This window comes from Streptosporangium sp. G11, from assembly GCF_051192615.1.
Classification (GTDB): Bacteria; Actinomycetota; Actinomycetes; order Streptosporangiales; family Streptosporangiaceae; genus Streptosporangium.
The window spans coordinates 355,563-368,299 of record NZ_JBPJUQ010000002.1; the positions used below are offsets into that span (position 1 = coordinate 355,563).

Sequence of the window (12,737 nt, forward strand, 5' to 3'; positions counted from 1 at the left end):
GACGGAGAAGATGGGGCGCCGGAGCCGACGAGTGCGATGATCCCGTCGGCTCCGGCGCCCGGCCGAGGCCGAGACGGGGACTCGGCTCCAGCCCTCGGAGGTGGTACGTGCGCCCGGCCCCCGAAGAGGCCCCGCGGCCGGGGTTTCACGGCCGGGGCGGCGGTGCGCGGTCCTGTGGCTGTGTGACTGTGTGGCTGCGTGGCTGCGTGGTCGTGCTGTCGTGCTGTGGCCTGTGGTTGTCCTGTGGGCCGGTCTCGGGGCGGCGCGGTCGGGCTTCGCGGTGGCTCTCCGGGGCGGCGGATGCGGACGATCTCGCGGTCGGCTCTCGGCGTGTGCGTCCGGCCCTGTGGCCGGCCGTCGCGGAGGCGGCGCGTCAATCGGTCCGCGGTCAGGCCGCGGCGTTCGCCGTGAGCTCGAACCAGACGGCCTTGCCCTCGGAGGTGCGGGCGCTGCCCCAGCAGCAGGACAGGAGTTCGAGCAGGTGCAGTCCTCGTCCCCGCTCCTCGTCGTCGCGTGCCCGGCACGCGCGGGGCAGGAAGGGGTCGGCGTCCTCGACCTCGCAGCGCAGCAGACCGTCCTCGAAGGAGAGGGCCAGTTTGATGGTTCCCCGCGAGTGGCGCAGCGCGTTGGTAACCAGCTCGCTGACGAGCAGCTCGGCGACCGTGCTGTGCTCCTCGCGCAGTCCCCAGTCCGCCAGGTAGGCGCGGGTCAGGTGGCGCGCCTGGGGCACCGATGACAGCTCGGGTGCGAAGGAGTGCGACGTCTCCTGGCCGTACGACTCTTCGAAGAGGGAGTTCATGGCCGTCCACCTACGTGGTCGGCGGCCGTCTCGATCGGGCGCGGCTCGCGCACGCGTCCGCTGCCGGAGGCCGCGGGCCGCCGCGGAGCCATCTGGCCGCGTGGCGCGTTCGGTCCCGGTCCGGCGGGCGCGCGAAGCGAGATCATGCCGCCTGCACCAGGGAGGCTCGATGGAGAGGCATGCCGTGGACGGGAGTGCTGCGGCCGTCAGGCATTAGTGTTCCGGTGTCGTCGAAGACCACCACACCGTTGCAGAGCAGACCCCACCCCTGCTCGGGGTGGAAGGCCACGAGAGACGCGGCTTCGTGATCGGGTGCGCTTGCGAGTGGGCATCGCGGCTGGTGTTGACACATGGCTCGTACCTTTTAACCTTCTCTGGCTGCTGTTGAGCCTTTCGTTGTGTGACCAGCATCTCTCGCCAGCGGTACCCCCATAGCGGGATAAATACCTATATGTCTACCTATTTCGCCGAAAGGTAAAGAAACCGGGCGTCGACGCAAAGGACGATCGACAAGATCAATCGGGTGCGGTTACGGCGGTCCCGGCCGCGCTCCCGGCCGTCTGGTAGATCTTTTTCCCGGGCGTTTTACCAATGAAGATCACGTAGCGGCCTTCTGACATCGACTTTTGTCCGCATATGTGGCGCTGAGCGACTTGACGCGCTCTTTAGACTGTCGTGACCTGTCCTTGGGTGCGGGTAGCCTCCCTCGTCACGGAAGACAACTGGCCAGTGGTGCCGCCACACGCGTCCCTCCACACCTCCCGGTGGGCTCGCGTGAACGCGCCGTCGCTCAACCTCGTCTCCCGGTGGCCAGGTCGCGAGGCGGAGCGACCATGCCCGTACGGCCGCCGGGGGTCCCCCTTGAAATCCCCTATGACACCTGAGATGCGCAAGTTCATCGAACTACTGGAGAGCCAGCTCGGATACTCTGAGAAGAGCGGCGGCTACACCAAGTTCGGCGACTGGTACGGCGAGAACGTCGAGTTCGACGCCGACTACACCGCCGCCCCCTGGTGCGACATGTACCTGTCGTGGGCGGCGGAGAAGCTCGGCTACCAGGAGTGGGTCGGCCAGTTCGCCTACACCGTCTACCACGCCCAGTGGTTCCGGCAGCAGGACGCCTGGGGCACCGTCCCCAAGCCGGGGGCCATCGTCTTCTTCGACTGGAGCGGCTCGAACAGGGTCGACCACATCGACCACGTCGGGATCGTCACCCGGGTCGAGGGGGACAGGATCCACACGATCGAGGGCAACATCGACGGCGGGATCGCCAAGCGCAAGGAGCGCGACACCGGCAAGGTCGTCGGCTACGGGTATCCGGAGAAGATCAAGGCCCGGTTGGACCGGGAGGCCACCGAGAAGCAGACGATCGTCAGGCCCGCCGACGCGGCCGGGGACAACGCGGTGATGGTCGGCCCCGGACCCAACCTGATCGCGATGGTCCCCGCCCCCGCGCCCGCGCGGGAGCTCCGGACGTCCAAGGGAGCGGGCAGGGGCCCGAAGGAGGGGACGGGCAAGGCCAGACCGGCCCCCAAGCACGCCGCCACGACGGCGACCGGCAAGGACGGCGAGGCCGCCTCGGGAAACGGCGGCGAGACCGCGTCCGGGGGGAACACCTCCGTGAGCGACCGGGCGACCGCGGGGGCACCCGTCAGGCCCCAGGCGCAGGCCTCGCCCGGCCGTACCTCCCCCGGCAAGCACGCCAAGGCGTCCACCGCCGGCACCAGCGCGCTCGCCGTCACGCCCACCGCCACCGTCCGCGACCTCGCCGCGCCCGTCCCGGGGTTCGACTCCCCCGCCGTCCTCGCCCCGGTGCTGCTCGCCGCGGTCGCGATCCTCGCGCACGGCAAGGCCAGACAGTCGAGGGTGCGGCTCCTCGCGACCGCCTCGGGGCGTACCGCGCCGGCCCCCTCGCCCGCGTCCCGCAGGACCCCGGGCCGCCGCCGTGCCCCGGGCCGCCGCCGCATGCCCAGGAACGCCCCCGCCTCGGTACGCGCCTCCGGAGACACGTCCGTCTCCCGCGGATTCGCGGAGACGCCCGTCTCCCCCGATGTCACGAACGTCTTCGCCGTGGCTCCACGAGCCGGTTCCCGCGGCCTCGGGGACGCGCCCGTCCCGGCCAGGAAGGCCGTGAACCCTCAGGAACGCGTTCCCGAAAGCACGTTCGCCCCGGCCGAGACCGCGGGGTTCCCCTCGGTCACGACCTCCGTCGCCCACATCGAGGAGTCCCCCGTGCGGCCCTTCGCCCAGCCATCCGCGCCGGACCGTCACGACGACCGTCCCCGCGCTCCCTACCAGGGCAGGCGTCGCCTGCACGAGCAGGCCGTGGTGGAGTCGTCGACCCTGGTCCAGAACATCCCGCCGCGCGGCCGCCGCCACCGCCGGGCCGACCCCGTGATCACCACCACCGTCCCGGCCGTCCCGGCGCGTCCGGCCCGCCCCGCTCGCCCTACCCGTCCTGCTCGTCTCGCCGGGCCGAGAACGGCCGTCCCGGTCCCGATGCGCCAGACCGGGCAGGGTGGTTCCGCCATCCCGGCCGGCTCCGCCGCACTCCCCGCGGAGCCGGGCGACATCCTGGTCCACAGCGGCTACCGGGGACGCCGCCGGGCGGAGGCGCTGGTCTAGGCGCTCTCTCCCCGGAGGCAGGAGACGAGACCTCCGGAGGCAGGACCACCGAAGACACCGAAAACGAGACCGGAGGCCTGGCCGGGCCTCCGCGGGCCGGTCCGGCGCGCCGGCCGGGCGAGGGCGCTCAGCGCTGTTCGGGCGGGCGCTGCCCCATGTTGCGGCGCAACTGCTCCAGCTCCGCCTCCAGGCCCGCGATCCGGGTGTTGGCCCCCGGGCCTCCGGACCCACCGGGACCACCGGGGCCCCCGGGACCACCGTGGGGCTGCGGCGGACCGTAGGGCGAGTGCGGGCGGACCACCCGGGTGTCCTCGGGCGCGGCCGGGAGCGGATAGGGCGCCCGCTGCTGGTACTGCTGCGACGCGCCGTACGGCTGCCCCTGCTGCCCGTACTGCGGCTGGCCGTACTGGACGCCGCCGTGCACCTGCGCCGGATAGCCGGGCTGCGCCCCGTACGGAGCGGGCGGGAACGAGGACGGTCCCCTGGAACGGCGCTTGCCCCTGGCGACCGCGGCGATCGTACCGATCACGAACAGGACGACCAGGCCGCCGCCACCCCACAGCAGCCACGGCAGGATCGGCGTGCCGCTCTCGTCCTTGCCCGCGGTGATGGCCTGCTGGGAGTCGCTGATGTATCTGGCGACGTACGGGTGGTTCGGCTGCAGCGCCTGCACCTCGCGGAACCTGGGCAGGGCGTCGGAGTATTTGTTCTGGAAGAACAGGTCGAGCGCCTCGTTGTAGGCCTTCGTCGTCGTCGACTCGGCCGGCTTGATGTTCTTCTCGTTCAGCTTCTCCTTGACGATGCTGACCGGCAGCACGAAGCTCTCCCCCTCGGTGGAGCCGCCGTCCTGCTGGATCAGGCCGCCGACGAGGATGCCGATGACCTTGCCGTCCTTGCTGAACACCGGACCGCCCGAGTTGCCCGGATAGGAGGGTGCCTGGGTCTGGATGTACGGCACCCCCTCGGGGGTCTGGCGGGCGGCGTTGTAGGGGCCCTCGGTGAACGCCGGGTCGAGCTTGGACTCCAGGTTGAAGATCGAGGTCTGCGTCACCGTGCCGGGGAACCCGCTGATGTAGAGGGTGTCGCCGACGCGCACGTCGGAGTCCTCGCCCAGCGGCACGGTCGGCAGGTTGCTCTGCCCGTTGGCCTTGAGGATCGCGACGTCCTTGCCCGGGTAGACCGTGCCCTTGGCGACCAGCTCGATCGGCACCGTCTTGGTGGTCTTGTCGACGCCACCGCCCGGCAGGCTCTGCAGCAGCGAGAGCGAGCTCTTGACGTTGCGGATCTTGATGTTGTCCGCGTTCCAGACCTGGAAGATCTTCGTCGCCGTCCTGAGGATCTCCTCGTCGGAGGCGATGTCCCCGAGGTCCGCGACCAGGTCGGCGGCGTCCTTCTCGTTGATCTTCGTGAGGGCCTGGGCCGCGAAGGTCTGCGCCAGCTCGGCGTCCTCCTGGCCGACGCAGTGCGCCGCGGTCACCATGTAGCCGTCCGGCGTGACCCACCAGCCGGTGCACAGCCCGCCCGCCGTCGCCTCGACGACCCGCTCCTGCCCGCCGGGCGAGAAGTAGCGGCCCGGGTCCTTGGCCATCTGCTGGACGACCCAGCGGTAGATGCTGTTCTCGTCAGAGGAGATCTTGCCGCTCTGCACGGCGTTGACCCCCTGCTGGGTCAGGGTCCTGATCGCCTCCAGGTTCGCCTCGGGCGTCGGCACGGCCACGTCGGCCGTGTAGGACACCGAGGTCAGCTGGACGGCCGGATGCGTCCTGGCCGCCAGCCACGTCCCGACGGGGACGTCGACCTCCTTGGGTTTCGCCACCGCGGTGCCCGGCAGGGCCAGTGTGCTCGCCAGCGCCAGGCCGGCGACGGCGCTGATTCTTCCCCACATCTTCGTACTCCCCAAAACTCGCTTCCCGAGGCGAGAGCATGGCGGAGGCTACTTGGGGAGGACTTGGAAGCGACTGGGACGTCGGCCGGTGTCACGGCCGACGTCCGGGGCGGGCCCCCGTCCCTCAGCCGTGACCGGCGCCGACGAGCTCCCTGCGCGGCTCCTCGGGCCTCTCCGTCTCCTCGTCCTCCTCGTGGCCCTCGACGGACAGGTCGGGCAGGATGCGGTCCAGCCAGGCGGGGCACCACCAGTTGGCCCTGCCGAGCAGGGCCATGGTCGCCGGGACCAGCAGGCCCCGGATGATCGTGGCGTCCACCGCGATGGCCACCGCCAGGCCGACACCGAAGATCTTGACCATGGGGTCGGGGTAGGCGACGAACGCGACGAAGACCGCGACCATGATCAGGGCGGCGGAGGTGATGACCCTGCCGGTCGACCCCAGTCCCTCGGCCACCGCCCTGCGGTTGTCGCCGTGTTTCAGATACGCCTGCCGCACCGCGGTGAGCAGGAAGACCTCGTAGTCCATCGACAGGCCGAACAGGATCGCGAACAGCATCAGCGGGATGTAGCTGTCGATCGGCACCGTGAAGAACACCGTGTTCAGATAGGAGCCGTCCGTGCTGACCGGCGCGTCCATGCCGACCAGGCCGCTGCCCAGCCCCAGGGAGAAGACCAGCGAGAGCGCGCCGAACGCGGCACCGAGGGAGACCAGGTTCATCAGCGCGGCCTTGATCGCGACGACCGGCGAGCGGAACGCCAGGAGCAGCAACAGCGCGCTGAGCAGGACCACGACGCCGACGACCAGGGGCGTACGCCCGGAGATCCTCTCGCCGGCGTCGGCCATGCCGGCGACCTGCCCGCCCACGTGCACCTGGGCCCCCTCGACGTCGAGCGCGCGCACCGCCCTGACCACGTCGAGCGCCCGGGGGTCGCTGGGAGCGTAGGCGGGGATCGCCTGCACCAGCGCCGCCGTGCCGCCCCGGTTGAGGATCGGGTCGCCGACGTGGACTACTCCCTCGACGTCCGCGACGCGGTCCTTCAGGTTCTGCAGCACGGCCGGGCCCGGCTCCCGGTCGACGACCCTCGTGTCCAGGTCCGCCACCACGACGAGCGGGCCGTTCATGCCGGGCCCGAACCCGGCCTCCAGGAGCTCGTAGGAGCGCCGCGTGTCGGTGCCGCGGTCGGCGTAGCCGTTGTCGAGCGGGCCCAGCTTGAGGGCCAGGGCGGGTGCGGCCAGCGCGGCCAGGAGCGCGACGCTGAGCGCGAGCACGCTCCACGGCCGCCGGGCCACCCAGTTGCCCAGCGAGGCCCAGCCGGAGGAGCCGTGGCTGCCCTTGCGTCCCATGAACGGCAGGCGCAACGCGTTGATCCGGTGTCCCAGCAGGCCGAGCAGCGCGGGGACCAGCGTGACCGAGGTGAACACCGCGCAGACGACCGAGATGCCGGTGATCCAGCCGAGCGTCTGCAACAGGGGGAAGCCCGCGAGCATGAGCGCGCTGAGCGCGATGATCACCGTGCCGCCGGCGAACACCACCGCCCCGCCCGAGCTGGCGACCACCCGGCGGACCGCCTCGCGGACCGGCAGGCCGTCGGCCAGCAGCTTGCGGTGCCTGCTGAGCAGGAAGAGCGCGTAGTCGATGCCGACACCGAGACCGATCATCGTCGCCATGATCGACGCCTGCTTGGGCACGTCCACGACGTGGCCGAGCAGGCTGACCACGCCGAGCCCGGTCGCGATGCTGACCAGCGCGGTGAAGATCGGGATCATCGCGGCGACCAGGGTGCCGAACGCGAGCAGCAGGACCAGCAACGCGCAGATCACGCCGATGATCTCGCTGGTCCCGGTCTTGATCTCCTTGTCCGCCGGGCTGGCCGAGGCCGCGGGCACCGCCTCGATGCCCGCGGCCCGTGCGGGCTCGGCCGCCTCGGAGAGAAGCTTGGTGGTCTCGGCCAGCTTGGCGGTGTCGTTCCCCTCCAGCTTCACCGCGATGATGCCGATCTCCAGGCTGGGGGCGAGCCCGCCCATCGTGTAGGGGGATTTCACCTCCTTCACGTGCGGCACCTCGCGGACCAGGTCCATGGCGCGCTCCACCGCGCGCTTCCTGCTGTCGGAGATGAGAGGGCCGTCGGGCGAGTAGAGGACGATCTGGGCCGAGCCGCCCGCGCCGTACCCGGGGCCGAATCCGTCCTTCATCAAATCGACGGCCCGCTGGGCGTCGGTCCCGGGAATGCTGACGTCGTTGCTGACCGGGCCGGGGAAGAACACCGATCCCGCCGTCAGCAGCACCGCCGCGACCACCCACAGGGCCAGTACGGCCTTACCGTGCCGCGCGCACCAGCTTCCCAGCCGCCCCAGCAAACCAGACATCGGTGACCGCCCCGTTTTGGTATCAAACGTCCTGAAAGGTCGTACTGTACGCTCGTACAGAACCTACGATATGAGAGTAGGGGGACAAATCCGGAAATGCTCTAGAAGGCGTGGGAGTGAGACGATGACCACACTCGAGCACGGGCACGACACGCGCGAACGAATCCTCGACGCCGCCCGCCTGCTGTTCGCCGAGCGCGGCTACGCGGCGACCTCGCTGGCCGACATCGCCTCCGCCGTCGGCCTGACGAAGACGGCCGTCGCCTACCACTTCCACCCCAAGGACCGCCTGGCCACGGAGCTGGCCGCCCCCGCCATCGAGGACATCCTGGCCCTGCTCGAAAGGGATTTCGACGACGACCGCGCCCTCGTCGAGGCCCTGGTGACCTTCGCGGTCAGGCACCGGGCGATCATCCGGCTGATCATGGAGGACATCAACTGCGCCGACGACGCGCCCCCCGGCTCCCCCGGCGAGGCCATCCGCGTCTTCCGCGACGAGATCTACCGCCGCCTGGCCGGACCCGACCCCGACCCCGCCCACCGGGTCTGGGCCTGGGCCACGCTGGGCTCGCTCCAGTACGCGGTGGTCAAGACGATCGACCTCCCCCAGGAAGACGTCAGGAAGACCCTCCTGGCCACCGTCCTGGCCTCCCTCTGAGCCTTCCGCGCCCCCGCCGCCCCCGCCGCCTCGGGCGCCTCACCCTGAAGGAGCGGCCTCCCCGGGAACGGGCACCGGCGGGACCGTGGGGTCGGGAGGCTCGCCGGTCTCCCCCGGCCCCGGTCCAGGGTCCGGCCCGGGACCGCTCTGGCCCTCGACGCCAACCGTGATCACGATCGTCGCGCCGGGCCTGGCGCAGGTGCCGGGCACCATGCTCTGCGCAAGCACCACCCCGTCCTGGGCCTCGTTGGTGACCAGCCGCGCCCGCGTCCGTACGGCGAAACCCGCCCCGGCCAGGGTGTTGGAGGCGTCGGTCGCGCCCTGTCCGGTGACCGGCGGCACCGGGACGCCTCGTCTGGAGACGACGAGCGCCACCGCGCTCCCGGGGGAGACGCGCCTGCCCGCGCCGGGCGTGCTCGCCAGCACCCGTCCCGCCGGCTGGTCCGAGCAGCGCGTGCTGACCGCGCCGGCGACCAGCCCGGCCTGGGTCAGCGCCGCCTGGGCACCTCTCCTGGCGAGGCCGACCAGCGTGGGAACCCGGGTCCCTCCGGAGACCTGCAGATCGACCCTGCCCTTCTTCGGCAGCGCGGTCCCCGGTGCCGGGCTGCTCGCGAGCACCTCCCCGAGCGGCCGGTCGGAGTCGACCTCCTTGACGGCCCCGGCGACCAGTCCGGCCCGTTTGATCAGGCGCGCGGCCTCGGAACGGTCCAGCCCGACGAGCGCGGGCACGACCACCGTGGCGGCGGGGGGCGGCAGGGGGGAGGATTTGACGCCCTCCGCGCGCGGGGGCCTGGCCGGGACCGTCGGCAGGACCGGGAGAGGTTTGATCGGGGCGCTCGTCCTGCCCGCGTGCGGCCTGGTGTCGCCCTGGGGGGTGGCCTCCACCGCCGGGACGACCGGCGGGGCGGGCGCGGCTCCCGGCGCCACACCGCTCAGCGCCGGGACCAGCACCCCCACCAGCACGGCGGCGCTGATGAGCAGCGCGCCGGAGACCGCGACCGAGGCCCTGGTGGCGGCCCGCCCGGGGTGGGTCCGCGGCTCGTCGAAGTCCTCGCCCCCGGTGAGGAACGCGCGCCCGCCGGACCTCGCGCCCGCCGCGGGCGCGCCGCCCGGCTCACCGGACCCGCCTGACCCGCCTGGCCCGCCTGAGCTGGACCGCCAGGCGGCCCCCGGCGCGCCCCGCCGGCCGGAAAGGCCCGGGGCACCGGGATCGCCCAAGAAGACCGAGGGGCCGAAGACGTCGGATCCGCCGGGCGCGGGCGGGAATCCCGGCACCGGCGAGGACCGGGACTCGGCCACCGACCGGCCACCGTCGTCGCCGAGCAGCGCGAGCAGCAGCTCCCGGCTGGTGGGGCGGTTGCGGGGGTTCTTGTCCAGGCAGTCGACCACCAGCGCGCCGAGCAGCCCGTCGAGACGGCCCAGCTGCGGGGCCGCGGTGAGGATCCGGTTCAGGACGGCGGCGATCGAGTCCTGCCCGAAGGGCGCCTGGGCGTTGGCGGCGAAGCACATCGTGGCGCCCCAGGCGAAGACGTCGGCCGCCGGGTTGATCTCGGCGCCCTCCACCTGCTCGGGCGCCATGTAGGCGGGGGTGCCCGCGCCGCGCCCGCTCTGGGTGGCCGCGGCGTCCAGCGCCCTGGCCAGCCCGAAGTCGATGACCCTCGGCCCGTCGGGACCGAGCAGCACGTTCTGCGGCTTGAAGTCGCGGTGCACGATCCCGGCCCGGTGGATGGCCGCCAGGGCGGTGGCCGTACCGATGGCCAGGCGCTCCAGCCTGCCTCCCTCGCGGGGCCCGCTGACCGCGACCTCGCGGTGGAGCGACGGGCCGTCGACGTACTCGCTGACGATGTAGGGCCGGTCGCCGTCCAGCCCCGCGTCGATCACCTGGGCCGTGCAGAAGCGGGCCACCTGCTTGGCCAGCTCGACCTCGCGCAGGAAGACCTCGGGGTCCTCGCCCACCGAACCGTGCAGAAGCTTGACCGCGTAGGGCTCGGAGCCGGTGTCGGGGCGCACCCCGACGTAGACCACCCCCTGCCCACCTTCTCCGAGACGCCCGATGATCTCGTACTCACCGAGCCCCGCCGGATCCCCCGTTCTGAGCGGCTGCGCATACGGCACGCGAGCCTCCCCTCGCCGCCACCCTTCTCACTCAAGAAGAAGCATCGCCGACAGTCAACGGGGATGAAGGTCTTGTCTCCCTCACCGTGACACTCATGTGATGCCCAAGCCAGGGCAAGACACGACACAACCACTCGAATCGCGTCCGTCTTCTCCCCCGATCCGACGAGGACGGGACCGCGGGCCGACCGGGTAGCCTGGCGAGGTGCTTGAAGCGATCAAAGCCACCCGTTACGTGACACCTCTGCGCGAGGGCGGCTCGCTGCCCGGGGTGATGGAGGCGGACGACCTCGGCACCCACGTGGTGAAGTTCCGCGGCGCCGGGCAGGGTCGCCGGGTCCTGGTCGCGGAGATCGTGTCCGCGGGGCTGGCCCGGCGTCTGGGGTTCCGCACACCCGAGCTGAAGGTGATCGACGTCGATCCGCAGCTCGGCGCCCGCGAGCCCGACGAGGAGATCCAGGACCTGCTCAAGGCCAGCGAGGGCAACAACCTGGCGGTCGACTTCCTGCCGGGCGCGCTGGGCTTCGAGCCGCTGGCCTGGCCCCCCGAGCCCGGGTTCGCCTCCCGCCTGCTCTGGTTCGACGCGCTGATCCACAACGTCGACCGGAGCTGGCGCAACCCGAACCTGCTCCTGTGGCACGGTGACACCTGGCTGATCGACCACGGCGCCGCGCTCTGGTTCCACCACAACTGGTCCTCGGCCAACCCGTCGCGCGACTTCGACGCGAGCGACCACGTGATGGCGCCCTTCGCCACCCGGGTGCCCGAGGCCGACGCCGAGTTCAGCGAGATGATCACCAGAGACCTGCTCGACGGGGTGGTCGACGAGGTCCCCGACGAGTGGCTGGAGGACGAGCCGGGGTTCGACGGGGCGCAGGCCGTGCGGCAGGCGTACGTCGAGCACCTGCTGGCCCGAGCCCAGGGGCCGCGCACCTGGCTGCCGCGGCCGCCGGGCCAGGAGCCCCGTCAGGACCAGGAGAGGAAGACCGGCTCGGTGGGCGCGTTCTGGAAGGACAACCGGTGAAGGACGTCTACGAGTACGCGATCATCCGGGTCGTCCCCCGCGTGGAGCGCGGCGAGCTCATCAACGCCGGCGTGCTGCTCTACTGCCAGCCCCGCGGTTACCTGTGCGCCCGCGTGGAGCTGGACGAGGCGCGCCTGCGCGCCCTCGACGCCGGCGTGGACCTCGACGGGGTACGGCACGCGCTCGGCGCCTACCAGCGCACCTGCGACAGCGACTCGGGGCCCCTGACCAAGGAACCGCTGGGCAGCCGCTTCCGCTGGCTGACCGCCCCGCGCAGCACGATCGTGCAGACCGGCCCGGTCCACGCCGGACTCACCGCGGACCCGGAGACGGAGCTGGAGCACCTCGTGACCCGGCTGGTCCGCAGCCCCTGACCAGGCACCCGAGGGGCCCCGGCCTCAGAAGAGCACCGACATGAAGGTGCCGACCTCGACGAAACCGGCCCTGCGGTAGGCGGCCCTGGCGGGGGCGTTGTAGTCGTTGACGTACAGCGAGACCACCGGCGCGAAGTAGTCGAGCGCGTGCTTGATCACCGCGGCCATCCCCGCCACCGCGTGGCCGCGGCCGCGCAGGTCGGGGTGGACCCAGACGCCCTGGATCTGGCAGGCGTGCGGCGTCACCGCGCCGATCTCGGCCTTGAAGACGACCCTGCCGCCCTCGATGCGGGCGTAGGACCTGCCGATCCTGATCAGCTCGGCGACCCTGGACCGGTAGAGGGCGCCGCCGTCGCCGGCCTCCGGGGAGACGCCCACCTCCTCGGTGAACATCGCCACGCAGGCCGGAAGCAGGATGTCGAACTCGTCGGGCCGGACGCGCCGCACCAGCGGGTCGGCGGGGACGGGCGACGGCTCGGCGATCACCATGACCGGCTGCGCCCAGCGGATCGCGCGGGCGGCCCCCCAGTACGGCTCCAGCCGCTCCCAGAGCACCTCCACCGCGTCCGCGGGGCCGACGATCGAGGAGCAGCGGCGGCCCTGCTTGCGCGCGCGATCGGCGAAGGCGTAGACGGCGTCCGTACCGGCGTTGACCGGAACCAGGTTCGCCCCGGCGTAACAGACGGAGGTCAGGCCGCCGCGCGGCCCGAACCCCCACATCTGGCCACCGAGCCTGGCCGGATTGAGCCCGACCGAACGGACCCTGGAGGCGACGAAGACATTGCCGACGGGGTCGGTGTCGAGAAGCGCCAGGACCTCGTCTCGATCGTTGTCGTCGAGCACGCGCGACGCCGTTGTGCGCAGCATCACGTGCTCAGCCTACGCGACC

Annotated in this window: 10 protein-coding genes; 4 read left to right on the top strand and 6 right to left on the bottom strand. The window is 71.9% G+C overall.

Annotated elements, in window-relative coordinates:
- Positions 1 to 388: 388 nt before the first annotated feature.
- Positions 389 to 799, bottom strand: coding sequence for an ATP-binding protein (locus ACSDR0_RS03590; protein WP_435287257.1), 411 nt, complete (start codon positions 797 to 799; stop codon positions 389 to 391).
- Between the two features lie 142 nt (positions 800 to 941).
- Entirely contained in the window at positions 942 to 1,151 is a 210-nt protein-coding gene (locus ACSDR0_RS03595; protein ID WP_435287258.1) for a DUF5999 family protein, read from the bottom strand.
- Positions 1,152 to 1,684: 533 nt separating this feature from the next.
- Here ACSDR0_RS03595 and ACSDR0_RS03600 point away from each other — a divergent pair.
- Positions 1,685 to 3,424, top strand: a complete 1,740-nt coding sequence (locus tag ACSDR0_RS03600; RefSeq protein ID WP_435287259.1) for a CHAP domain-containing protein — start codon at positions 1,685 to 1,687, stop codon at positions 3,422 to 3,424.
- Between the two features lie 127 nt (positions 3,425 to 3,551).
- On the opposite strand, the gene ACSDR0_RS03605 is transcribed toward ACSDR0_RS03600, so the two are convergent.
- Positions 3,552 to 5,309 carry a trypsin-like peptidase domain-containing protein gene (locus ACSDR0_RS03605; protein WP_435287260.1) on the bottom strand — a complete coding sequence of 586 codons (1,758 nt, stop codon included), beginning with the start codon at positions 5,307 to 5,309 and terminating at the stop codon, positions 3,552 to 3,554.
- Between the two features lie 124 nt (positions 5,310 to 5,433).
- On the bottom strand, positions 5,434 to 7,677 hold the full coding sequence (locus tag ACSDR0_RS03610) for an MMPL family transporter (protein WP_435287261.1): 2,244 nt from the start codon (positions 7,675 to 7,677) through the stop codon (positions 5,434 to 5,436).
- 124 nt (positions 7,678 to 7,801) lie between these two features.
- Here ACSDR0_RS03610 and ACSDR0_RS03615 point away from each other — a divergent pair, with 124 nt between their 5' ends.
- On the top strand, positions 7,802 to 8,335 hold the full coding sequence (locus ACSDR0_RS03615) for a TetR/AcrR family transcriptional regulator (RefSeq protein WP_435287262.1): 534 nt from the start codon (positions 7,802 to 7,804) through the stop codon (positions 8,333 to 8,335).
- Between the two features lie 39 nt (positions 8,336 to 8,374).
- Here the strand turns inward: ACSDR0_RS03615 and ACSDR0_RS03620 are convergent, their stop codons facing one another.
- The gene (locus ACSDR0_RS03620; protein WP_435287263.1) at positions 8,375 to 10,450 is read right to left on the bottom strand and encodes a protein kinase domain-containing protein; all 2,076 of its coding nucleotides are present in this window, start codon (positions 10,448 to 10,450) and stop codon (positions 8,375 to 8,377) included.
- A gap of 205 nt (positions 10,451 to 10,655) precedes the next feature.
- Here ACSDR0_RS03620 and ACSDR0_RS03625 point away from each other — a divergent pair, with 205 nt between their 5' ends.
- Positions 10,656 to 11,474: a HipA family kinase gene (locus ACSDR0_RS03625; protein ID WP_435287264.1), complete on the top strand. Its 819-nt coding sequence runs from the start codon at positions 10,656 to 10,658 to the stop codon at positions 11,472 to 11,474.
- A complete protein-coding gene (locus tag ACSDR0_RS03630) occupies positions 11,471 to 11,848 on the top strand; it encodes a DUF3037 domain-containing protein (RefSeq protein WP_435287265.1) in 378 nt (125 codons plus the stop codon). The genes ACSDR0_RS03625 and ACSDR0_RS03630 overlap by 4 nt, the downstream gene beginning before the upstream one ends.
- A 24-nt stretch (positions 11,849 to 11,872) precedes the next feature.
- Here ACSDR0_RS03630 and ACSDR0_RS03635 read toward each other — a convergent pair whose 3' ends face one another.
- A complete protein-coding gene (locus ACSDR0_RS03635) occupies positions 11,873 to 12,715 on the bottom strand; it encodes a GNAT family N-acetyltransferase (protein ID WP_435287293.1) in 843 nt (280 codons plus the stop codon).
- Between the last annotated feature and the right edge of the window lie 22 nt (positions 12,716 to 12,737).